The 24,012-nt window shown below is 60.5% G+C and carries 18 protein-coding genes and 1 tRNA gene; 3 read left to right on the top strand and 16 right to left on the bottom strand.

Annotation, left to right across the window (positions count from 1 at the left end; genetic code table 11):
* Positions 1–4: 4 nt before the first annotated feature.
* From tssG to GM668_RS16745, 8 genes are all read right to left on the bottom strand, one after another.
* On the bottom strand, positions 5–1,147 hold the full coding sequence (tssG, locus tag GM668_RS16780; RefSeq protein WP_155440103.1) for a type VI secretion system baseplate subunit TssG: 1,143 nt from the start codon (positions 1,145–1,147) through the stop codon (positions 5–7).
* Positions 1,135–2,889, bottom strand: a complete 1,755-nt coding sequence (gene tssF, locus GM668_RS16775; protein ID WP_170305670.1) for a type VI secretion system baseplate subunit TssF — start codon at positions 2,887–2,889, stop codon at positions 1,135–1,137. Before tssF ends, tssG begins: the two co-directional genes overlap by 13 nt.
* 16 nt (positions 2,890–2,905) lie before the next feature.
* Positions 2,906–3,361, bottom strand: coding sequence for a type VI secretion system baseplate subunit TssE (tssE, locus tag GM668_RS16770; protein ID WP_155440102.1), 456 nt, complete (start codon positions 3,359–3,361; stop codon positions 2,906–2,908).
* 75 nt (positions 3,362–3,436) lie between these two features.
* Positions 3,437–3,922 (bottom strand): Hcp family type VI secretion system effector, encoded by a 486-nt coding sequence (locus GM668_RS16765; RefSeq protein ID WP_155440101.1) that lies wholly within the window; start codon positions 3,920–3,922, stop codon positions 3,437–3,439.
* Between the two features lie 79 nt (positions 3,923–4,001).
* The gene (gene tssC, locus GM668_RS16760; RefSeq protein WP_155440100.1) at positions 4,002–5,495 is read right to left on the bottom strand and encodes a type VI secretion system contractile sheath large subunit; all 1,494 of its coding nucleotides are present in this window, start codon (positions 5,493–5,495) and stop codon (positions 4,002–4,004) included.
* Between the two features lie 62 nt (positions 5,496–5,557).
* On the bottom strand, positions 5,558–6,097 hold the full coding sequence (gene tssB / locus GM668_RS16755) for a type VI secretion system contractile sheath small subunit (protein WP_155440099.1): 540 nt from the start codon (positions 6,095–6,097) through the stop codon (positions 5,558–5,560).
* 272 nt (positions 6,098–6,369) lie between these two features.
* Entirely contained in the window at positions 6,370–11,529 is a 5,160-nt protein-coding gene (locus GM668_RS16750) for a hypothetical protein (RefSeq protein WP_155440098.1), read from the bottom strand.
* 14 nt (positions 11,530–11,543) lie between these two features.
* Complete coding sequence (locus GM668_RS16745; protein WP_155440097.1) at positions 11,544–12,200, bottom strand: hypothetical protein; 657 nt, start codon at positions 12,198–12,200, stop codon at positions 11,544–11,546.
* Positions 12,201–12,339: 139 nt separating this feature from the next.
* Here GM668_RS16745 and GM668_RS16740 point away from each other — a divergent pair, with 139 nt between their 5' ends.
* Both GM668_RS16740 and GM668_RS16735 read left to right on the top strand, forming a co-directional pair.
* A complete protein-coding gene (locus tag GM668_RS16740) occupies positions 12,340–13,947 on the top strand; it encodes a transporter substrate-binding domain-containing protein (RefSeq protein WP_229499436.1) in 1,608 nt (535 codons plus the stop codon).
* Positions 13,944–14,630, top strand: a complete 687-nt coding sequence (locus GM668_RS16735; RefSeq protein WP_155440096.1) for an ABC transporter permease subunit — start codon at positions 13,944–13,946, stop codon at positions 14,628–14,630. Before GM668_RS16740 ends, GM668_RS16735 begins: the two co-directional genes overlap by 4 nt.
* A gap of 32 nt (positions 14,631–14,662) precedes the next feature.
* Here the strand turns inward: GM668_RS16735 and GM668_RS16730 are convergent, their stop codons facing one another.
* On the bottom strand, positions 14,663–16,279 hold the full coding sequence (locus GM668_RS16730; RefSeq protein ID WP_155440095.1) for a hypothetical protein: 1,617 nt from the start codon (positions 16,277–16,279) through the stop codon (positions 14,663–14,665).
* 316 nt (positions 16,280–16,595) lie between these two features.
* Between GM668_RS16730 and GM668_RS16725 the strand changes: the two genes are divergently transcribed.
* On the top strand, positions 16,596–17,870 hold the full coding sequence (locus GM668_RS16725) for a cyclic di-GMP phosphodiesterase (RefSeq protein WP_155440094.1): 1,275 nt from the start codon (positions 16,596–16,598) through the stop codon (positions 17,868–17,870).
* Between the two features lie 2 nt (positions 17,871–17,872).
* Here GM668_RS16725 and pth read toward each other — a convergent pair whose 3' ends face one another.
* From pth to GM668_RS16690, 7 genes are all read right to left on the bottom strand, one after another.
* Complete coding sequence (gene pth / locus GM668_RS16720; RefSeq protein ID WP_155440093.1) at positions 17,873–18,457, bottom strand: aminoacyl-tRNA hydrolase; 585 nt, start codon at positions 18,455–18,457, stop codon at positions 17,873–17,875.
* Positions 18,458–18,552: 95 nt separating this feature from the next.
* Positions 18,553–19,170 (bottom strand): 50S ribosomal protein L25/general stress protein Ctc, encoded by a 618-nt coding sequence (locus tag GM668_RS16715; protein ID WP_155440092.1) that lies wholly within the window; start codon positions 19,168–19,170, stop codon positions 18,553–18,555.
* 175 nt (positions 19,171–19,345) lie between these two features.
* Entirely contained in the window at positions 19,346–20,296 is a 951-nt protein-coding gene (locus GM668_RS16710) for a ribose-phosphate pyrophosphokinase (protein WP_155440091.1), read from the bottom strand.
* 153 nt (positions 20,297–20,449) lie between these two features.
* Positions 20,450–20,526: transfer RNA gene (locus tag GM668_RS16705), tRNA-Gln, on the bottom strand.
* A gap of 105 nt (positions 20,527–20,631) precedes the next feature.
* The gene (gene ispE / locus GM668_RS16700) at positions 20,632–21,513 is read right to left on the bottom strand and encodes a 4-(cytidine 5'-diphospho)-2-C-methyl-D-erythritol kinase (protein ID WP_155440090.1); all 882 of its coding nucleotides are present in this window, start codon (positions 21,511–21,513) and stop codon (positions 20,632–20,634) included.
* 16 nt (positions 21,514–21,529) lie between these two features.
* On the bottom strand, positions 21,530–22,144 hold the full coding sequence (locus GM668_RS16695) for an outer membrane lipoprotein LolB (RefSeq protein WP_155440089.1): 615 nt from the start codon (positions 22,142–22,144) through the stop codon (positions 21,530–21,532).
* 21 nt (positions 22,145–22,165) lie between these two features.
* Positions 22,166–23,989, bottom strand: coding sequence for a tetratricopeptide repeat protein (locus GM668_RS16690; protein WP_229499433.1), 1,824 nt, complete (start codon positions 23,987–23,989; stop codon positions 22,166–22,168).
* Between the last annotated feature and the right edge of the window lie 23 nt (positions 23,990–24,012).

The raw sequence follows: 24,012 nt of genomic DNA, 5'->3' as shown, positions 1-24,012 counted from the left end.
TCGGTCAATTCCCTTCCGGTGCATCAATGGCTAACAGGAAGCGCGGCTGGCGATAGTGGGCAGCGCGGCGCACGCCGCCACTGCCCGGCGTGTGGCTCGCCGCTGCGCCGGGATGCGCACCGGCGCCTTGCGCTGCCGCCTGATTGACCGCATACGCCGTGGCATTTTCCCGGCTGGCGCCCTCGCCTGCGGGGCTGCACAGCCACGCGCTCAAGCCCAAACGGGGCGCCACCGGCGAGCGGTCGCCCAGCCGCGTCGCAGGCTTGGTGGCCAGATCCAGTTTCAATTCCACTTGCATGGCGCTTTGCAAGTGGCGGCCCACCAGCCACGTCAGCATGGCATTGTCTTTCCCGCCAGGCAGCAGCGCGGCAAATTGCGCCGGTTGCAGTGGCGGCGCATCCAGCGCCAGGCCCGCACACTGGTCCCACGCCCGCGCACCCAGCGCCATGCCCATGCCGAGGCCCGCTTGCGGCGGCGCCGAGCTGCCCGGACTATACAGGCGCGCCCGGTCATCCGGCGCCAGCGTATGCCAGCCGCCGACAAATTGCTTGCCGCCGAAGCGCACGCCAAGCCGGTCGCGCACGACGGCCAGCAAGGTCATCATCGAACGGGGCGCCGCGCCTTGCACGCCCGCATGGCGCAGCCACACTTGTTCGCCATGCGGTCCGCGTACGCCTTCCGCGCGGCCCAGGCTGGCCATGGCATCGAGGCAGCGCACCAGCGGCGCGTGGTCGGAAGCGGCGGCGCTCAGCGCCAGGTGATGCTTGCGGCGGCTGCGGTACAAGAACGCCAGCAGGCGCTGGTTGAAGATATCGAGGAATTCCAGGCCCGACGTGTCGCGCAGGCGGCGCCGCTCCAGCAGCAATTCCGACAGCGGCGTCGGCAACGGTCCGCCCGGTCCCGCCAGCGACAACACGGGCGATGCCAGCGTCAGCGGCGGCCCCGGCTGCCTGCTGTCGTGCAACGCGCCGATATCGCTGGGCGCAAATGAATGGCTGACCTGGGCCGTCAGCCGCAATGCTTCATCAAGCCCCACCGACGTGCCGACGGCGGCACGGTCCGGCTCCGCCCGCTCCAGCAGGCTGATGGCCTGGAACAAGTCGAAGTCGTGGGGTTGCTCGCGCAACTGTGCGATCAAATCAGGCATTGCCGTCCACTCATGGCAGGCCACTGCATCCACGGTTCGCCGTTGCGCGAAACCGCCAGCCGGACAAACGAATTGGCCGACGTGTACAACGCAAAGAAGCGCGACAGCACACCGGCCAGCACCAGCGGCGACGTGCCGACAAACGCATCCGGATCAAATTCCAGCACCACGTCGATGCCGCGGCAGTGGCCGCGCCACGTGTCACGCCCGACGCGGGCCGTGGCTGAACGGGCCGTCATACTTTTCACGCCGCGCACCTGGCCCTGGTCGCGCGCGCTGTCGCCGGCAAACAGCATCAGCATTTGCTGCAGCGTGTGCACGCTGGTGCTGCCATCGACCAGCGACCGGTGATTCAGCCGCAGCAACGCCACCAGCGACCACAGCGCCTTGATGTCGACCACGGGCGGTCGCTGTGCGCTGGGCTGGTAGAGCGCGCGGATTTGCGTGGACGTGGAAATGCCTTCGCCATAGAAACGGGTGCCGGGGCCGATTTGTTCGGCCAGATTGCGGTTGGTGCACAGCAGGCTCGCATACACCACCGGTTCGGCAGGCTCCGTGCGCACGTCGTGGCGGTCCACAAAGCTCAGGTAGACGTCCGTGCCGCTGATGCCCTTGCGCAGGCTGGTTTCACGCCGCAGCGACCAGAACACACCGGCATCCAGCGGTGTTTCCGGATCCAGTTCGGAAAACACGCTGGGGATCACGTCGGGCCGGCCGGCGCGGGGATCGGATGCCGTCACCGCAACGACGGAATGCACTTCCATCGTGGCGTCGCGCTGGTAGTCCGGCATCAGCAAGTATTCATAGCTGCGCCGGTCCATGCGGATCGGTTCACTGGTGACGGGAAACAGGTTCACAGCCGGCACGCAGCCCAGCAGGAAATGATCGGCGCTCAATTGCGACAGTACGCGGGCGCTGCGGTTGAATACAAAGCGGATGGAAAAGCCTGTCCCTTCACCCAGCATGCCGCGCAAGCCGTGCAAGTCAAAGAACTGGAATTTGCGGGGGAAGGCAAAGTATTCCTGCAGCAGCGCATAGGCTGGATGCGCGTGCGTCGGCTGCGCGAGGATCGCTTCATCTTCGGCAAAACCCACTTCGGCCAGGCTGCGCGGTCCCAGACGGTGCAGCGCACCGCCGCCCGCCTGCAACTCAATCCGTTCCACGCCACTGACCAGCAATTCATGCAGCGGCATCGTGGTCAGCAAATCGCCCGCCAAATGCAGGCGCAAGGTATCGAGTTCCAGTTCAGAGACATCAACGCCGGCCGCACATGTCAGGTCAAGGCGCAGCGTGCGCGTGTCTTCCATTTTCACGCTGGTCACGTCGAGCGGCCATAGCGTCGTATCCCACGCGACGCGAAAACGGCAATTCTCGCCATTGGCCGCCGTGGCCGACAGCATGGCGCCGCGCGCCACCGGCATGCCTGCCATGACCTTGCCCTGCGACGGATCGAGCTGCATGCGCATGATGGTCATTGCCGGCACGGGCTGCGTCAGGCTGGGACACAGGTTATCGAGCATGGCGCCGGCCACGCTGGGAAAATCGCGGTCCAGGTCGCGGTGCACGCGCGCCGTCAGGAAGGCGACGGATTCGATCAAGCGTTCCGTGTGAGGATCGGTGGACTCGCCTCCGCTGAGCGACAGGCGCTGCGCGACTTTCGGATAGCGCTGCGCAAAGTCGGATGACTGCGTGCGCAGGTACGCCAGTTCACGGCGGTAGTATTCGAGGATATCGTCGCTCACCGTTTTCCTCCCTCGGTTATGCCGCTATCGGTGCGGCCGAGCGGGCATCGAGCGCGATGTCGAATTCAGCGCGGCACAATTGCTGGCCCATCGTCACCACTGCGCTGATCGTGGCGCGGGCGCCAAACGGGTTGGCGGGATCGGGACGCACATCGAGCCGCACGTGCGACAGGCGCGGTTCGAAATGGGCCAGGCAGTGGCGCAATACATCGGACCAGACCAGCAAATCCTGGTCATTTTGCGCGGACAAGCCCAGCATGTCGGGCAAACCATAATCAAGAACGGTCGGCTCGCTTTGCAGGTATTCGGAAATGGTCAAACCGTTGCGGATATTGAACAGACGTAGCAAATCAGTCTGCAGGGAATGCTGCAAGCCAGCGCCATCGAGCAGCCGGCCATCGGATGAAGCGTGCGGTGTGCCGGCAAGCCGGTCAAACAACGGCACTGTTGCGGCCGTAATGGCTTTGGACATAGGAACTCAGTAAAAACATCGCCATGCCGGCGGAGGCCCACCGGCATGGCGCAATACCTGACGCAGACACCCGCATTAATCCGCTTTCATCGTCTCCAGGTTCCAGTTCCACGTACCGGTACCCTTCGAGGTGGAGTCGGCTTGCTGCTGCGTGTAGTCGCACTTGATCTTGGAGAAGCTGATCGAGAACGAATCCGATGGCAGGCCGCCGCCGCCCGACGTGCTGATGTGGGAAATCATGGCGTTGGTCATTTCGTACTTGAAGAAGCTCATGTACACGCCATTTTCCACGCGGCCCACGTACAGTGTCGCGGTACCGATCTTGCTGCCCTGGGTACAGGCTTTGTACAGTTCCGTGGTCGACAAGTCCGACATTTTCGTGAACGACAGTTCCGAGAACGTTGGGCGGCCGGCGGTACGCTCGGTGTTGGCCGAGTCCATTTGCAAGGGGATCGATGCGCTGTGCGAGTACGACAGCACGATGATCTTACCAACATAGCCATTGACCATGCAGTTGCCCTTGATGGTATTGCCCAAATCTAAAATGAGTACGTCTGACATTGCTGGCTCCAAATTTTAATGAATTCGATAACGTGGGCGCCGGGCCTTCAGGCCGGGCGCCCACATATCATTGCGGGCATTAAGCCGCTGCGGCTGGCAATTCCGCCACCAGGCGTATCGACGTCGTCAATTCTTCCATCTGGAAGTGCGGCCGCAGGAACACGGTCGCCGCATACGCGCCCGGCTTGCCTGCCATTTCCGTCACGTCCACGCGGCCTTCGGCCAGCGGGAAGCGGGCCTTCTCGCCCTGCGTCGCGTTCGGGCTGAGCAGCACGTAAGAGCTGAGCCATGCGTTCAGGTAGTTTTCCACGCTTTCGCGGGTCTGGAAGCTGCCCACCTTGTCACGCATGATGACCTTGATGTAGTGCGCGAAGCGGGAAGCCGCCAGCACATACGGCAGGCGCGACGACAGGGCCGCGTTGGCGTTGGCCGAATCCAGGTTGTACAGCTTCGGCTTGTTGACGGTCTGGCCGCCAAAGAACGCAGCGTAGTCCGAGCCTTTGGAATTGACGACGGCAATGAAGCCCAGGTCGTTCAATTCTTTTTCACGGCGGTCCGTGATCGTCACTTCGGTTGGGCACTTCAGCACGACGTCGCCTTCATCCGTTTTGTACGTATGGGCCGTCATGCCGGTGATCTTGCCGCCGCCTTCCACGCCGCGGATCGCGGTGGTCCAGCTGTGTTTGGCGTACGCATCGGTGATGCGCAGGCCCAGCTGGTAAGCGGAGTTCGCCCACAGGTATTTGCTGTGGTCGCGGCCATCGACATCTTCTTCGAAGTTGAAGCTTTCGACGGGATTGGTCTTGGCGCCATAGGGCAGGCGGGCCGAGTAGCGTGGCAGCACCATGGCCACATAGCGGGAATCTTCCGATTCACGGAAGCCGCGCCACGACGCCAGTTCTGCGCTTTCGAAGATTTTCGACATGTCGCGCGGCACACCGAGGTCGGTGAATTCCGCCATGTCGAACAGTGATGGCGCTGCGGCGGTAATGAACGGTGCGTGCGCTGCGGCAGCCACTTTCGACAAGCGCTGCAGCAAAGCCATGTCTTGTGGATGGCGGCCGAAATAGTAGTCGCCGATCAGCAGCGAATAAGGATGGCCGCCAAAGGTGCCATACTCTTCTTCGTAGACCTTTTTGAACAGGACGCTCATGTCGTGATCGACGGCGCCTTCCAGGTCTTTCAGCAATTCTTTCTTCGATACGTTCAGCAGGCGCAGTTTCAGGTTGGGGCCGGTTTCCGTGCCGTACACCATGTCGTGCAGGCCGCGCCACGACGCTTCCAGTTCCTGGAATTCTTCGTGGTGCATGATGGCGTTCAACTGGTCCGTCAGGATCTTGTCGATTTCCGCCACACGCTCATTGATCATGGCAACTACGCCCTTGTCCGGCGCAGCCTTCATGCCTTCATCCAGCACCTGGGTCGCGAATTGGCCCAGCAGTTTTTTTGCATATGCATCTTGCGATGGCTCGATTGCCATCTTGCCTTCCTGAACAATGCGGTCCAGCAGGCTCAGTTCGCCATTAGCGGTGGCAGACGACGCACCGCTTGTAGCGGATTCATTAGTGGCCATGTGTTAGCTCTCTTAAGTTAGCTCACTGCAAACGATAAGGGGGATACGCGCGTGGCGCGCGATCAGGAAGGCGCCGCTTCGGATTCTGCGTGCGCCGCGCCATTACCGTTGGCGCCGCCGCCCTGATCCTTGAGCGTCTTGAGTTCCTCGGAATTCTGGATGATGTTTTCCAGCAGCGCATCCAGCTCATCGTTGCCGTCGAGTTTGCCCAGCAAATCACGCAATTGCTGGCGCACTTCGAGCAGCTTGGCCAATCGTGGCACTTGCTTGACAATAGCTTCTGGGTGGAAGTGGTCGTATTCGGTGAAGTTCAGTTCGACTTTAATATTGCCATCACCCTTCAGCGTGTCCGGCACGGACATATCGAGGCGGGGAGCAATTTTGCCCATGACTTCGTTGAAATTATCGCGATCGATTTCGATCAGGCGTCGGGCCTTGAGTTTGGGCGGTGGGACCAGCGGCTTGCCGGAGAGGTCGGCCATCAGGCCAACAACCAGCGGCAGCTCTTTCTTCTCGGTGGCGCCGCCGATTTCGACGTCATATGTGATTTGTACGCGCGGTGGACGGTTGCGTCCCACCCATTTTTGTAAGCTGTCTGACATTCACACCCTCACATTAGTGACTAAGCGGTCGACGGGAAAACAGGCTATGGCAATCAGAACAGCCGAGTCAGCAAACACTCGTGAATGACAGTCGGGTTGACCGAGCCTGCAGCGGAGTTAATGTTTACATTTCTGATACGCAATTGATCATAGATGTAAACGAAATCATGAACAAGCTTTTTCGATGGGCGGGCTGTTGCCCTGTGGCGTCAATGTGCACAAGGGTTTTTACGGTGCCGGATACATTACAAAACCGTCATTGAATAGCCTTGTCAAGGTGGTTGGATATCGCTGCCGGGGGACTTGGTTTTAGCCCGCAACTTAGCGAGCCAGCTGTCTTTACTGGACGCGTCGCCAGCGGGGGCTTGGGCGCCGCTGCTGGCACTTGTGGTATTGCTTGCGCCAGTCTGGCCGGCCGCCGGGTTTGATGCAGCACCTGCTGCTGTGCCGGCGTCCGTACTTGATGTCGAGCCTGATGACTTGTCAGCATGCGCGCCAGTTGCCGGACCTGATGCCGGACCTGCTGCGGTATCGGTTGTCGTTCCGGCAGTCGAGCCTGATACCTGATCGGCATTTGCGCTTGCGGCCACGTTCGATGCTGCACCTGCAGCGGTGTCAGATTCCGTTCCGGCTGGCGCGCTGACGGTCGAGCCTGCTGCCTGATTGGCGTTTGCACTTGCGGCAGTGTCATTGTTTGTATTGGATATTGATTCCACTGACGTGCTGGGTGCCGCACCTGCGGCCGGTTCGGCTTTTGCACCGGCTGCCGATGTTGCGCCCGCATCAGCCGATGCGTCCGCAGTAGAGCCTGTTTGAGTACCTGCCGTTGACTTAGAAGAGGCATCTGGCTTCGTAGCGGATGCTGTATCAGTTGCCGCGTCGGCGGCTGAGCCGGGCGCCGATCCAGCCGGCGCACTTGCTGCTGAGTCAGCTTGAGCCCCAGCGGGCGCGCCCGCTGCTGCATTCGTGCTTGTACCGGCAGCCGTATCGGCAGTGGCAGCTTGCGTACCCGCCGCTGAATCTGGCGGCGCTTCTGGCGCCGTGCCAGCGGCGGCACCCGGTTTTGCGTCGGCAGTTGCACTGGCGCCGGAATCAGTTTTCGCATCCGCTGCCGCACTGCCGGCGTTATCCGCAGCAGGATCAGCATTTGCGCTTGCAGCAGAGTCTGCCGCTGCATTCGCCCCAGCGCCAGCCGCTGGACTTGCTGGCGCCTCGCCCGACGCACTGGCCGGTGTTTCCGCCACAGCACCAGCTTGCGTACCTGCGGAGCCTGCTCCATTTCCGGCGCTCGTGGCCGCTGGCTCATCCGGGGCTGTTCCGGCCGGTGCGGCGGCTGAGTCCGGCGCTGTACCTGCTGCCCTGCTTTGCCCGCCAGCCGCAGCATCTGGCGGTGCGACGGAGGTGACTGTTGCGGCTGCACTGGCATCGGTACCTGCCGCCGAGCCGGTTTCCACCGCTGTTCCTTCCTCCGCTGGCGTAACGGATACGGAATCCGATGCCGCCGGCGCCACCTCTGGCGCAGCTTTTGACGCACCGTCGGGCATTGCCCCGTCCGCAGGCCATACCTTACGTTTTGCGGCACTTCCCGCAGCAAGGGCTGCCAACGCAAGATCTTCCTCTGCACTCAAATCACGCGCCATTTCACCGGCCGCCATCTCTGCTGCATCGGCAGTTGCCGTTCCAGACGAATCGTCGCCGCTATCCGAGCCAGCCGCTGTCAAGCCAGATTCTGCCTGCTGTTCAGGCGCCGCCACAACGGCTTCTTCCAGCGGTTCAGACGCTGAGGCCCCCGCTTGTGGCTCAGGCACTGCACCATCTCCGGCGCCGCCCACCGCTGCCCCACTGCCCGCCTCGGCAGCGGCCATATCCGCATCAACAGCGCCCTGATCGGCGGACGCTGCCAGATCTGCTGTCGTATCTACACCAATAGCGGCCTGCTCCCTGGAAGCAGCCGCATTTGCTACGGCATCCATGCCGACAGCCGCCTGACCGCCTGACGCAGCCTGATCTGCCGCTGTATCCGAACCAACAGCCGCCTGATCGCCTAAAGCAGCCTGATCTGCCACTGCATCCGAACCAACAGCCGCCTGATCGCCTAAAGCAGCCTGATCTGCCGCTGCATCCGCACCAACAGCCGCCTGATCGCCTGACGCAGCCTGATCTGCCGCTGCATCCGTACCAGCAGCCACCTGATCACCTAAAGCAGCCTGATCTGCCGCTGCATCCGCACCAACAGCCGCCTGATCGCCTGACGCAGCCTGATCTGCCACTGCATCCGAACCAACAGCCGCCTGATCTCCTGACGCAGCCTGATCTGCCGCTGCATCCGCACCAACAGCCGCCTGATCGCCTGACGCAGCCTGATCTGCCGCTGTATCCGCACCAGTAGCCGCCTGATCGCCTGACGCAGCCTGATCTGCCACTGCATCCGCACCAACAGCCGCCTGATCGCTCGAAGCGGCCTGATCGCGGGAATTCGCCTGATCCGCAGCCTCGCCTGCAGAACCATCATCCGCTCCGCTTGCAGCAGCCCCGGCCCCTCCAGCCAACGCTGCCGCAGCCGCGCCCGCAGCCGCCGTCTCTGCAGCCTCAGCCTCCGCATTGGCATTGGCATTGGCATTGGATGACGTCCCGCCATACTTGACCACTTCCGCGTCCACAATAGCTTCCGCCTGTATCGCATCCGCCCGCGTGGCGTTCACTTGTGCCTTGACGCCTTCGACATCGGCCGCAGCCGCATTGATGGCCGCTTGCGCCTCATCCTTCATGGCCGTGGTTTGCGCCAACGCGTCTTGCGCAGCAGCGCCCACGCCCGTTTCAGCAGCCGCGATATTTGCCGCCAGGCTTTGCTCCGCCTCGCGCGCTGCTTCCGCCTGCGCCGCAGCCTCGTCTGCATTGGCCTGCACATCGGCCAGCGCTTCCTCACCCGCCCCCGCATAAGGCGCCGCCACGCTTTCCGACTCCGCCTGCGCCTGATCCAGCGACCCGGACATTTGCTCCAGCGCCGCGCCCGACTCCGCAATGACGGATTGCGCATCGGCTTTCATGCTGTCAAAGCTGGCTTGCACTTTGGCGGCGATGGCATCACTGTCCAGCAACGCTTCGCCCTGCGCCTTGGCGCTGTCACGCGCCTCCTGCGCGGCAGCGCGCACCGCTTCCACATCAATGCCTGCCTGCGACGCCGCCTGCACTGCCATTTGCAGCGCGTTGGCGCCCACCTGTTGCGCCAACGCTTGCCATTCATCGACGGACATCGTGCTGGCCCGTTCCACCAGCGCCTGCGCTTGCCCGACCATGGCCGCCACGTCGTCATATTGCTGCACATACGGCGCCAACTGCCCGCCCATGGCGCGCACATCCAGGCTGGCAATCGCAACGCGAGCCTGGTCCACATACGACAATGCTTTATCCGCGCCCTGCCGAACCTGCTGCTGCGCGGCGCCGCTGGCAGCCTGCATCTTTTCCTGCACGGTCCCCAGCAAATCGCGCAATTGCTGGATCGGTACTTCCGCTTGCTGTTTTGCGCCCGCGATTGCCTTGCTCAGCGATTGCAAACCGTTTTGCGCCACGACAGCGCCCTTGCCCACTTCTGCCTGCGCCTTGCGCAACACATCCTTCAGCGGTGCGCTGGCGGCGGCAATTTGCGCTTCCAGCGGCTTAAAAGTGCGGTCCAGCAAATCCGACAATTCTTGCTGCAAGCGCCGTACCAGTTCTTCGCACTGCAACTTCGCCAGGCACTGCTCCACCGCATCGCGCACCTGGTCAAATACTTGGCGCGCTGCGGCAGTGACTTTGTCCGCCTGCTGTTGCAACAGCGGTGGAATGGATTCGGCCGCATCGCGCACTTTTTCCATGGCCGCTTGCATTTGCGCGAGGATATTCAGCAACGCATCGATCGCCGTTTGCAATTGCGCCATGGCCTGGTCCAGTACGGGATTGAGCGCATCGACCAGCCCGATTGCCGTATCCATCAGCGTGCCTGCCTGCGCACCGGCTGCACTGACTGCTTTGCGCGCGCTGGCAATGGCGGTTTTCACGGTTGGGATCGTGGTCTTGATACCGACAAACAAGGCGCGCGCAGCCATCAGCGGTGGCGCTTTCATCTGGTATTTCGTGCAAATTTCAATGGCGTTGTCGCACAAAACATCCGCCTGGTCCAGCTCGTTGGAAGCCGCATCCAGCGCGCCATTGGCTGTCGCAACAAATGGCGGGATATTGTTTTTGACCATCTGCAGCATGGCAATCGCATCGCCGATGGCGGTCCGCACAGGCACAAAATTGTCGGGCAGTGCGCGCAGCACGGACTTGGTGTTTTCTACCTCATCATCGAGCTCGATCAGCAACTGCACGACGTTATTGACTTCCGCCTTGATGGCATCGAGCACGTCTTGCAATGCCTTGGCGATCACGTCCAGCAACGTGCTCAATCCCTCGATCGGTTCCTGCGCTTTGGCAATCATGCCGTCCACCGTGGCGGCCGCCCCCGCCAGCTGGTCTATCACGCGGTCTACCTGGGCCCGTGCTTCGGCAAGCGGCTTGAACAGGATGTCGCCTATGCGGTCCAGCTGCGCCATGCCATCGTTAAACAAGGCATCGGCAGCGCGCGCTTCGTCACCCAGCGCGTCATGGACGTTACCGACGTAATCAATTTGCGCTTGCAGCGGCGCCAGCAGCGCAGCACCTTTTTCCCCCGCCAGGTCCGACGCGCCATCGAGCATGTCCGCCACTTCATCCGTGGCTTGCTGCATGGCGGCCTTCAAATCTTCGACGTCGCCATCGAGCGTATCGCGCAGCGCCTGGATTTGCGCCAGGCTATCTTTTTGCAAGCTCTCGGCCCTGGCCATCACGCTTTCCAGCATGGCGGCGCCACCGCCCGGCCCTGCCTGCAAGGTCGCCAGTTTCTGCAGTTGCTGGGACAGAGGCAGCAAGTCGCGGCCATATTGCTGCACGATGCCGCCGCTGCGCGCAGCCAGGTCTGCCAGCGCCTGTCCCCGCGATGGCAGGGAGTTGAAGAAGGCAAGCTGCGCGCTGAAATCCGGCGCCAGCGCTTTCAGTTCAGGCAGCAAGGTGCTCATCGCATCGACGGCATCCCTGGCTGAGTCAATGATGGGCTGTATGCCTTCCACTTGCTTTAACAGGCGCTGGGGTATGGCAACCGCGTCATCGGCCAGCTTGCGCAAATCACTGGCGGCTTTTTCCAGCACGCCCGTGCAGCAATCAAGGATGGGTTGCGGGTCCAGCAAATCCGGAATGGCGGCCACCTGGTCTGCCACCGCCTGCATGTCCGTCTTCAGCGATGCAGCGCACGACGTTACCTGGTCCGAAAACGTCTTGCCCTGTTCAACCACGGTATCGGCTGCCGTCTTCATCGCGTCGGCAATACGCACGGGGCTTTGCGGCAAAACTTCCAGTGCGTGGTCGACGACTTTCATGGCTGGCGATCCGGTTAGAGCGAAGACAACGTGCTGCTGGCTTTGGATGCTGCCGCCGTGATTTCAGACTGGATGGCTGCCACTTTGCTGGGAGCGGGATCGAGCGACAGCGACGCTTCGCTGACCGTGCCGATGGCAGCCTGCACCTGATCCAGCGACTGGTTCAATTCCGGCAACACTTCCGCGCCTTCGATGCGGATATCTTCGAGCGCGGGCAGCAGGTTTTCCACCACCGGGACGGTCGGCGGCAGCGCAGCCAGCACCGGCAAATCCGCCACGGCGGCGGCCGACATGGCGCTGGCCGTCGAAGGCGCCACCAGCCGCCCCGGCGTTGCCTGCCTGCTCATTTCTTCGTAAACAATCACGGCGCCATTGACGAGGCGCCCCGCCAGCGCGTGCAGCCAGCCATCTACCCCGGCGCGCGCAGTGGCCAGCGACGGACCAGAACGCTGCAACACCCATTGAAGTTCGGCGCGCGCGGCAGGCTCCCCCATCCAGAAGCGTAAATATGCGTAAGCCTCGTCGGCGGATTTGAAGCGGCGGCGCGCGCCCGCCGCGTGGCCAAACCGGCCCATGTGTTCCTGGAACAGCGATTGCCCAAATGCGCCGCCCGACTCATAAAAAGTCACGCGCCCGGAATGGCGCCATAAGCTGGCCAGGGGATGCAGCATAAGGGCGTGTTAGCGGATGAGGTAGCCAAGGTCGATCGACGATAGCATGCGCTGTCTGATTCGGCAATCTTCGCCCTGCCGCTGGCCCCGCCCAGCGTTGCGTGGCGGTATCGGCTGGGGTAGCATGGGCGGCATGTTGATGAGAGAACTCTTCCTGCTCTGCGTGGCTATGCTGCTGCTGGGACCCGGTCACGCCATGGCCCAGCAGGGCAAGCCCAGCCCCACGCTCGACAATATCCGCAAGCATGGCGTGATACGGGTCGGCGTGAAAACGGATTTCCGCCCGTTCAATTCCCTCAATGCCAACAATGAAGTCGTCGGGTTTGAAAGCGACGTGGCGGCCGCCATCGCGCAAAAGCTGGGCGTGACGCTGGCCAAAGTCCCCATCACGACGGAAAACCGTTTCCAGAAACTGGCGCTGGACCAAGTCGACCTGTTGATTGCCACCGTGGGCGACACGGCGGAGCGGCGCAAGATCGCCACGGCTGTCGAACCCGGCTACAACGAAACCAGCGTCAATATCCTGTTCCCGCCCGGTAAAGCCGTCAACGATTGGGGCAAGATCCGGCAAGCGACTATTTGCGCGGTGCAGGGCAGCTATTTCAACAAGCCCATGAGCGAACGCTACCTGCTGTCGCTGCAAACTTACAAGACCGTGCGCGATGCGCAAATGGCCTTGCGCGATGGCCAGTGTTCCGGCTTCCTGTATGCGACGGCCGCGCTGGAAAATACGCGCCAGCAGCCACAGTGGGCCGGTTACCAGATGCCGCTGCCCAATGCGCTGACGACGTCGATGGCGATTTTCATCGACAAGCAAGAACAAGGCACGGAATTCGATATCACACTGGGCAATATCGTGGCGGACATGCACCGCAGTGGCTGGCTGCTGGAAACCAATAATAAATGGGGCATTTCCACGACAGGCTGGCTGACGGCGCAAAAGGCGCTGTGGTCGGCCAAGGATGAAGGGGGCGGCTACCGCTGCGTGCGCAGCAAGTCCGGCATGTGGAGCGCGGATTGCCGCAGTGCGGAATATGTGTCCAGCACCGAAGTGACGGGCTTGCAAGCAGCCGGCTTGCGGCTCAAGGAGATGTCCGGCATTGACTTGAATTTCGTCTACGACCCTTACGACCGCACGCAATTTTTGCGCGGCATTTTGTACACGATGCTGCTGATCGCGTGCAGCATGGTGGTCAGCCTGAAGCTGGGCCTGTGGTCGGCGGTGGGGATTGAAAACGGTCCGCCCTACTGGCAGCGCACCGTGCGCACGCTGATGGCGTATGGCCGCCTGACGCCGCCGCTGATGATGATGTACCTGCTGTATTTCGGCGTGGGCAGCTGGACCATGAGCGAATTCGGCATCAAGATCCCCGCATTCCTGGTGGCGGTGCTGTGCTCCGGCTATAACACGGCGGGCTTGATCATGGTGTCGCTGCTGGACGCGGCGGCGCATGTCCGCACGATGGATCCCGCCTTCAAGCTGCACGTGAAAACCGTGTCGCGCGTGGCCCCGTATGCGAACTGGCCGGCCAAGCAGGCATTGATCAATATGACCAAGCAAACCATGATCGCGTCCGCCATCGCCATCCCGGAATTGCTCAGCGCCAGCAGCTTGCTGATCGCTGAAAAGGGCAATATTTTCCTGACCATGACGGTGTTGCTGATTACCTTCTATTTCATGACCACACTGTGGACCTGGATCGTCAACCACGTGGAAACGCTGTTATTGAAACGGGTACCGGCATGAGCGCCGATACGCTGAACTTGCTGGTGACATGGTCGCCCTATTTGCTGCAAGGCTTCCTGTGGAATGTGCTGATTGCCGTGTGCGCTGTGACCTTGGGTTCCGTCATGGGCGGCGGCTTGGCGTGGCTGCGTGTCAGTAATACGGGCTGGCCCGGCCGCGCAGCCGAACGCGTATCGCACTTCCTGCGCGGCGTGCCGACGCTGGCGCTGATTTTCTATGTGGTGTTTGTGCTGCCGGCCGAATTGACGGTGCCTGGCACGGATATCACGGTGCAAATCCCCCAGTGGATCAAGGCCGTGATTGGCTTGTCCGCGTCGCCACTGTCGTTTACATCGGAAAGCCTGGTGGTGTCGTACCGCGCGTGGCGCAAGGGCGATATCGGCGCGGCGCTGCTGGTGATCCCGAACTGGATCAATGTGTTCCTGATTTCATTTGTCGCGTCGAGCGCATCGTCGCTGGTCGGCGTCAGTGAACTGGTCAGCCGCAGCAATACCGTGATTGCCACCAGCGCCGCCAGCGGCCATAACGTGATGGTGCCGGTCTACCTGTATTGCAGCCTGTATTTCGTGGTGACGTCGCTGCTGTTCACGGCGGCCATCAAGAAGTTCAAGGCATCGGCGTTCATGGCCAATGTGCACAAAAAGCTGGAAGCGCGGCACGCGGCGCTGGCAGGCACAGCGTGAATCCGCCGGCCTGCGCGGCCGGCCGTGTGATCTCAGCTGGTTTTGACGACCAGCCCGCCCTTCTCCGCAAGCTTCTTCCCGATGTTTTCCGCAGCATCCGACGCCGTGCTCTTGGCCAGTTCCTTGATTTGTTCGCGCAAGCTGCTGTTGCCAATGTCGGCCTTGACGGGGAATGGCGACCCATCGCTGCGGACAAACATGAACCCGTGCTTGGACAGATACGCTGCCGCCTTGTCGAACACGGGCTGAACCTGCTTAATCAACCGCTCCACCACCGGCCCAAACCCGCCCAGCGCCGCCATCTGGTTATCCAGCATGACGACCGACGACGTGGGAATCGACAGGAAGTAATAACATGCCAGCAAAGGGCTGATGGTAAACGCCTTCATGGCGGCGGTATTGTTCGGGCCAATACTGGAGTCCCGCTCCAGCGTGGCCAGCGCTTCATTGATATTGAGGACTTCCGCCACCGCATCGAGCACCTTCTTGATCGTATCCCACACGGCTTTGCACGCGGTGTACGCCTTTTCTATCATGGCGCCGATCCCGCGCACTGCCGAACCAATCGCGCCCGCTGCCGTGCAAATCGTATCGACCATCAATTCCACCAGTGCCGTGCCAGCTTTCTTCAAGTTTTCATCGCGCTCCTCATCCCAGAATTTGACGATGACACCGTAGGCATCGCTGGCCGCGCCTTCACGTATTGCAAAGGCATTGCGCTTGAGCTTGTTGCCTTCCATGTGCAGCTTGATGGCCTTATAAAAGCCAACGGCGGCTTTGCCCAGGCCCTCCAATACGCCAAGCGCCGGCGCCACGGCTTTGAACACGGCATAAACTACCTTGCCCACTTCTTTCGCCGCGGTTTTCAGGCAATCGGAAACGAATTTCTCCGCAATACCCAAGCCCAGCACGGCTTCCTTAAAGGCAGCGATGCCCGCTTCGCCGGCAGTGCGGAATTGCTGCATCACCAAATCCATCAACTGGCGGACAAAGCTGGACTCGCTGGTCGTTGCAATCGTCGGGCCGCCACTGCCGCCACTGCGGGCTAAGCCGGACACGGCAGAACTGACGGCACTGGCGCCGCGCTGTATGCCACTGACCGCGGCGTCCCCGGCGCTGCCAGCCAAGTCTTCCACCGCGTCAGTCAAACCCGTCTTGTCTGCGATAGCGGACGCAGTCTCTGCAGCTTTTTCACGCAAGAATGACCCTTTGGCGATCATCTTGGCCCCTTTGCACAGGGCAAAGAATTCTTCTTCGCTATTTTTCCGGATGAAGGCAAACGCTTGTACGTCTCCCGACGGCAAGATGCCCGTGTTGTAATCCAGTGTCAGCCGGAGCGAGCGTTCCAGCACGTCGTCCAGGCGCTCGAATGTCCCACGGGTGTTGCGGAATGAATGTTTCCAACCTTCCGGCTGCGTCAGGTACCGGGGATCCTTGTCATTGCGGTCGGCTTTCCATGCCTTGAGCGCGTAATACATCGTGACAGCCCGGATCGCGAGATTTTCAATGGTTTCGACCGAGGTCAAGCCATGTGCCAGGCCATAGTCGTAATACTGCTTCAACTCCCGGTCCACGCCTTCCAACGCATTGCTGCGGCTCTTGCCAAACAAACTGGTTTCTTCTTTCCAAATTGCCGGGGTGATTCTCATCAGCTCTTGCTGGCATCGAAACATGCCACTAAAACGGCTGAGTTCAGTTCCTTCCAGGTCGGCTAATGTTCGTCCCACGGCAAGCTTCCTTATTGGATTGTTGTACCGGTTTTAACAAGAAAACACACGATACTCCAATTTTTTGCACCGGCAATAAAATTTCCTGCCGCGGGTCAGCCGCGTTACCACCTCGCAACATAAAAGTTAACAATATGTCACCCATGCTGCATGACGGATGCGGGCCGCGTGGCGAACGTATACACTAGGTTACTGTGGAGTTTCCAGGACAAAGCCGTCCCGGCCAAAAGAGGCGCAGATGCTTGATGATGTCCATATCACGATGAACCAGTTACGGGTCGGCTTGTACATCGAGCTGGACCTGAAATGGTTTGAGCATCCATTTGCGTTCAGCAATTTCAAGATCAAGAGCGAAGACCAAATCAGCACATTGCGCAGCCTGGGCCTGCAGACGGTGCGCTACAACCCCAGCCTCAGCGATATTACGCCGGCGCCGCATGAACCGGGCGACGCCGAAGAAACACCTGCTGACCCGACGCCGGCGCCCGATGTCTCGCCAGCGCTGGCCGCCAAGCGCGCGATGATGGAGCGGCTGAAAAAGCACCGTGCTGAGGCGGCCCGCATCGAAGGCGCCTTCGCCAAGACTGCGCGCACCATCCGCGACATTGAAAAAAACCTGTTCTCGAAACCGGAAGAAACCACACAACAAGCCCATGAATTGATTGGCCAGATCAGCGATTCCATCCTGTGTGCGCCGGAACTGGCCATCCACGTAATGGGCGACGCACTGGGCAATGAAGAACTGTACTTCCACTCGCTCAACGTCACCATGCTGTCGATGATGATTGCGCGCGAAGTGCAGCTGCCGGCGGAACTGGCTTCCGTGCTGGGCCTGGGCGCGCTGTTCCACGACATCGGCCGCAAGAATATCCCCGACAAGATCCTCACGAAAATCGAAGCATTGACACCGTCAGAACAGCATTTATATGAAATGCACGTGCAATATGGTTTCGATACGGCGCAAAAGCTGCAATTCCCCAGCGCGGTCAGCGCCATCGTGCGCGACCACCATGAATTGTTTGATGGCAGCGGCTATCCGCGCCATTTAAAAGGAGAATTGATCGGCGTGCTGGCGCGCATCGTCGCCATCGCGAATTACTACGATGAATTGTGCAATCCCGTCAGCATCGCGCAAGCGCTGACGCCGCACGAAGCGCTGTCGATCATGTTTGCCAAGCACCGCACGCGCTTTGACCCGAAATTGCTGCAAGTGTTTATCCGCTGCCTGGGGGTGTACCCGCCCGGCACCATCGTGCAATTGTCCAACCACATGACGGGCATGGTGACCACGGTGAATACCGCCAAGCCCATGCGGCCGATGCTGGTGATTTACGATGCCAGCGTGCCGCGCCACGAAGCCATCATGGTGGATATGGAACAGGAACTGGACTTACAGATCATCAATGCGATCCGGCCGGGGCAAGTGCCGCCGCAAGTGTATGGTTACCTGAGCCCGCGCAAGCGGGTCAGTTATTACTTTGACGGACAGTCCGGCACACCTGACGCGGCCTGATCTTAGGCCGTATGCAGTTCCATCGTCGCCTTCGGGAAGTCGCCGGCAACTGCAATCGGAATAATCCGCAGCGCTTTTTCTATCGATTCATCGATCAGCAATTGCTCATCGCGGCGCGGACGGTGCAGCACGAAATCCGCCACCGGCTGCGCCAGGTTCAACGTGCGCGGGTGGCCGATGCCGATGCGCAGCCGCCAGTAATCCTGCGTGCCCAATGCGGATGTGATGTCTTTCAAGCCATTATGGCCGCCCGACGAGCCACCCTTTTTCAGCTTGGCCGAGCCGGGAGGCAAATCCAGTTCATCGTGCACTACCAGCACTTCGTCGGGATTGATCTTGTAAAAACGGGCCAGCGCGCCGACCGACTGGCCGGAGCGGTTCATATACGTTTGCGGTTCCAGCAGCCACAATTCCTTGCCCCCCAGTGACGTCTTCGCCATCAGCGCATTGAAGCGGGTTTCGCGCTGCAGGCGCGCGCCCGGCAAACTGTTGGCCAGATTATCGACCAGCCAAAAGCCGGCATTGTGGCGGGTTTGTTCATATTCCGGGCCGGGGTTGCCGAGGCCGACGATCAGGCGGATGGACATTGGTGTGCTGGTGTGAAAAAACGTGAGGATACAAAAAAACCCCGGCTAGCGGGGTTTTTTCACTTGAGTACCGTCCGCAGACGGTGCATCAAAGATTACTTCTTGCCTTTTTTGGCTTCTGGTGCAGGAGCAGCAGCAGCTTCAGCGGAAACTTGGCCAGCTGGTACCGAAACGGTAGCGATGGTCAGGTTTTTGCCGTGGGTCACAGCGGTCACGCCTTCTGGCAGCTTGATGTCGGACACGTGTACGGACTGGCCAACTTCCACGTTCGACAGGTCAACGGTGATGAATTCTGGCAGAGCCGATGGCAGGCACAGAACTTCGATTTCGTTGGCGACGTGCGAGATGGTCGCAGCGTGCAGTTTCACAGCTGGCGACACTTCAGCGTTCACGAAGTGCAGAGCAACTTTCAGGTGAACTTTGGTGTTTGCGTCAACGCGCTGGAAGTCAGCGTGCAGAACCAGTTGTTTGTAAGCGTGCATCTGGAAGTCACGCAGCAGTACTGGCTGGGTCACGCCGTCGATTTCCATGTCCAGAACGGACGAGTGGAACGCTTCTTTTTTCAGAGCGTGGAACAGGGCGTTGTGGTCCAGAGCGATCGTCACTGGGGCTTCGGAGCCGCCGTAGATGATGCCTGGGGTTTGGCCGGAATTACGCAGGCGGCGGCTCGCACCCGTGCCCTGCAGTTCGCGTTTGAATGCAACTACTTTCATTTGAAACTCCAATTTTATGTATGGTGCCTGATACCAAAAGTGTCAGGTACCACTAGCTATACAAGGCTCACGCCTCGTGTGAAAAGCGCCCCGCGACCAGGGCGCTTCGTAAAAACAGCGGCGCAACCGGAAAACCGGTCGCGCCGCCGAGGGATCGGTATTATATGCTACTTTTTTAGTCGATGAACAGGGAGATCACGGAATCGCCCTTGATAATGCGTTTGAAGGTTTCTGCCAGCAGTGGCGCGCAAGTCAGCTGACGGATCTTCGGGCAAGCCTTGCCGGCTTCGGACAGCGGAATCGTGTCGGTCACCACCAGTTCGTCCAGCGACGAATTCGTGATGCGCTCGATTGCCGGGCCGGACAGAACCGGGTGCGTGCAATATGCGATAACTTTCTTGGCGCCGCGCTCTTTCAGCACGTCCGCTGCTTTGACCAGCGTGCCGGCGGTGTCCACCATGTCGTCCATGATGACGCAGTTACGGCCTTCCACTTCACCGATGATGTTCATCACTTCGGAAACGTTGGCTTTTGGACGGCGCTTGTCGATGATGGCCAGGTCGCAACCCAGGCGCTTTGCCAGTGCACGGGCGCGAACCACGCCGCCGACGTCCGGCGATACCACCAGCAGGTTTTCTTCGGCCTTCTTCTGCAGGTCGCCCAGCAGGATCGGGGATGCGTAGATATTGTCGACTGGAATGTCGAAGAAGCCCTGGATTTGGTCAGCGTGCAGATCCATGATCAACACGCGTTCCACGCCGGCGCTTTCCAGCATGTTGGCCACCACTTTCGCGGAGATCGCAACACGGGCCGAACGAGGACGGCGGTCCTGGCGGGCATAGCCAAAGTAAGGGATTGCTGCGGTGATACGGCCTGCGGAAGCGCGCTTCAGCGCGTCGACCATCAAGATCAGTTCCATCAGGCTGTCGTTGGTCGGTGCGCAGGTCGACTGCAGTACGAACACGTCTTTACCACGGACGTTTTCGTTAATTTCGACCATGACTTCGCCGTCGGAGAATTTCGATACAACTGCTTTGCCGACTGGAATGCCGAGGTTCTTTGCGACCCCCTCCGCGAGCGCAGGGTTAGCGTTGCCGGTAAAAACCATCAGGTTTTCGTAAGCCATAGGGAGTCCCAGAGAAAAAAATTGTAGAGTGATTCTTTACGTGAATACCGGGCAGGATGAGAACATCACGCCCGGATTTTGCTGATACCGTTTGGTATCTGATATTTTACTCCGACTGGACGCTGCTGCATCGACAGATCCGGAGAGAATTGGTGGCAGGGGAACAAGGATTCGAACCTTGGTATGCCGGAATCAAAATCCGGTGCCTTAACCAGCTTGGCGATTCCCCTACGCTGAAACTTACTGCTTGTCGTTTTCGACGGGGCGTATTATACACCGTTTTTGACGCTAAGCAAATCTTTTTTACTGCACTGACTTAATTTCTATATTAGTTATTAAATCAGCTTTGCGGCAATCGGATGCTTTTTCAGTGATTTTGCTTTCCAGGCAGTCCAGACACCGCGTGCTTTTTCAAGCACCGCATTTGCCTGGCCTTCATCTGCGAAGGCGCAAAATACACAAGCTCCGGAACCCGTCATCCTTGCATCGCCAAATTGCGCCAGCCATTCGATGGCTTTTGCTACTTGCGGGTACAAGCGGGTTGCAACCTGCTGCAAATCATTTTTTCCGAACTGCTTCAGCTCACGTTGTTCGCTGTAGTAGCTGCAGAAGGCCGCCATATTAACGGGTGGTGTGTTCCTTGTCAAATGCTCGCTCGTAAATATTTGCGCGGTCGGCACGGAAACACCGGGTTCTATGACCACATACCAGCAGTCCGGCACGTCTACAGCTTGCAGCGCTTCGCCCACGCCTTCGGCAAAAGCGGTTTCACCAAAGATAAAGAAGGGAATGTCAGCGCCCAGCGGCAAGCCCAGCGCCATCAACTCTTCCCGCTTCAGCCCGGCGTTCCACAGTTTATTCAGCGCCATCAATACCGTCGCGGCATCGGACGAGCCGCCGCCCAGGCCGCCCCCCATGGGCAAGACTTTATCGACGGCGATATTGGCGCCGCGCGGCAGCATGCCGGTACGGCGCAGCACTTCCGCCTGCAGCAGTTTCGCCGCACGGATCACCAAGTCTTGTTCTTCCGGCACGCCGGGAATGTCGCTGGTGCGGCGCAACTCTTTATCGTCGCGCAGGTGCACGTGCAGCACGTCGCCGCGGTCGATTAGCTGGAACGCGGTTTGCAGCAAGTGGTAGCCGTCCGGGCGGCGGCCCGTCACGTGCAGGAATAAGTTCAGTTTGGCAGGGGCCGGGCAATGGGTCAGGCTGGTCATACAATATTTGTGTTCTTTATTGAGCTGGGGCGTCAAGGACCACCTGGATCGTCATCGCGTCAATCTGGCCGGTCGCGCCCCGCTCCGCGTCGATACGCTTGGGCTTGGGTGCACCCGGTTCGCCGGCCGCAGATGCATCGTGCCACGAAACATAGTTGAGACGCCAGCCATCGGCCGTCGTCACTGTCGTATCCTGGGGACTGGCACGAAAATGCTTGCCATGGGCAGCCGTTGCATAGCCTTGCAGCCATTCGCGCATGCCGGAGACGGGCAAGGTCCAGCCCAGCGCCTGCGCGCTGAGGGCGTCGATGTTTTCCGCCGTGCGCAGCGGCTTGCTGCCTTCCTGCAGTGTCGCTTGTTGCGGTGTCACGGTGATGTACGCGACGGTCTGGCCCAGTGGGCTCAAGATCGTCACATCCGTGCGCTGCGCGCTTTGGCGCCACTCGAAGCGGCCGATCAAGTGTTCCTGGTTGCCATCCTTGGTATAGGCCACATTGATTTTGCCGGCCAGCTCGATGGTGTCCGTATAAGGCGCCACGGGCCCGGATGGCGGCGCACCGGCCGGACGTTCCGGCGCGCTGGCGCAACCGGCCAGCGCAGCTGCCAGCAGCAGCGGTATCAGTTTATGCATAAGGTTTTAAGAGAAAAGACATCACAGGCTGGTATTCAGCCGTGCCAACGTACTCTTCAATACATCGTTGTGCGGATCCTTGGCGCGCGCTTCGCGCCACAAGCCTTGCGCACCCGCCTTGTCCCCTTGCGCCCACAGCACTTCGCCCAGGTGCACGGCAATTTCCGGATCGCTGCGCAATGCATACGCGCGGCGCAGCAAGGTTTCCGCCTCTTTCAATTTGCCCATGCGGTAATTGACCCAGCCCAGGCTATCCATGATGAACGGGTCGCCCGGCGCCATTTGCATGGCTTTGTCGATCAGCGCATATGCTTCGTCGAGGCGCTGGTTGCGCTCTGCCAGCGAATAACCAAGCGCGTTATAGGCGTGGTGGTTATCCGGCGACATCTCCATGACTTTGCGCAGGCTCGTTTCCATCAATTCCACCTTGCCCATTTTTTCCGCCGCCAGTGCGAAGTCATACAGCAAGTCCGGGCTGTTCGGGTAGCGCAGCACGCCGTCTTCCAGCACTTTATAGGCTTCCAGCGGCTGGCCGCCATCACGCAGCAATTGCGCATCGGTCTGGATGATTTGCGCCTGTTCCGCCGGATCGTCCGTCTTGATTTGCGCCAGCTGCTTGCGGGCGCCTTCCAGGTCGCCCATGCGGGCCGCCAAATGCGCGCGCTTCAGGCGCACCGTCAGCATCATGCGGGCGTCATTGTTATCCACGCGGTCCAGCCAGCCCTGCGCGGCTGCCAGGTCGCCCTTTTCTTCCGCGATTTGCGCGAGGATCAGCAGCGCCTTGGTCGGGTCGCGGTCTTCGCCGCCTTCTTTTTCCAGCACTTCGACAAAGTGCTGGAAATAGCCTTCCGCGGCATTGATGTCCGTCGCCTGCATGGCCATAATGCCCAGTGCATACAACGTGGCAGGATTATCCGGCTGGCCCTTCAGCAAGGTCTCGAATTCATTGCGCGCCTTGTCATACTGTTTTTGCTCGACCAGCATGCGCGCATAAGCGGCGCGCACTTCGCGCGCCTGCGGGTACTTCGCGAGGAAATCCGTCACCAATTTCTTGACGATTTCCGGATCCGGCGTCACCTGCGCCATCGTCAGCAGCGCCAATTCGGAATCCGGCTTGATGGACAGGGCGCGTCGCGCTTCCGCCGCGGCGCGCAGCGCTTCATTATTGGCAAAAGCGCCCTGCGCCAGCACCAGGTGGGTTTCCAGCTGGCCCGTATAAGGCGCCAGCACGCGCTCCATCAGGGCAAAAGCCGCTGCCTTGTCTTTCGCGCGCAGCAGGAATTGCTGCATCTGGAACATGGCCAGGCCACGGGCGGCTGGCGGGCTTTTCTTCAGCCGCTGCGTAAACGCCTGTTCCGCTTCCGACAAGTCATCGCCCAGCACGGCAAAGCCGAGGAAATATTGCGCGGCTTCGTCGGATTCCGGCGCCAGTTCGCGCCACAGGCGGATCGCCGCCATGGCTTCGCCGCCCTGCTTGGCAGCCAGCGCCATTTCCGCCGAACGCTGCGCCAGGCGCGGGTCGCGCGTCTGCTGCGCCAGCACCATCATGGTCACGTACGCGCTTTGCCATTGTCCCCGCTTGAAATCCAGTTCCGCCTTCGTCAACTTGTAAAACAAGTCCGCCGTCAAATCCACGCTGGGCAGCGCTTCATTGGCTTGCACGGCGGCGGCGGCCGCGACGGCCTGCATGGCCGGCGTATCTTCCGTCGGCGACGGCGCCGGCGCGGCGGGAATGACAGGTGCAGCGGGCGGCGCCGCCGGCGCCTCGGCAGGGGCGTGCCAAGGCACAACAGCGCAGCCGGACAGCACTGCCGACAGGGTTACAATGGCGAATGCATTTTTCAAAGGATGGTCCTGACGTTTCGGAA

Source organism: Pseudoduganella ginsengisoli (assembly GCF_009720865.1).
GTDB classification, from domain to species: Bacteria; Pseudomonadota; Gammaproteobacteria; order Burkholderiales; family Burkholderiaceae_D; genus Rugamonas; species Rugamonas ginsengisoli.
The sequence above is the reverse complement of the archived record's forward strand: the minus strand, read 5'-3'. Positions and strand labels throughout refer to the sequence as shown.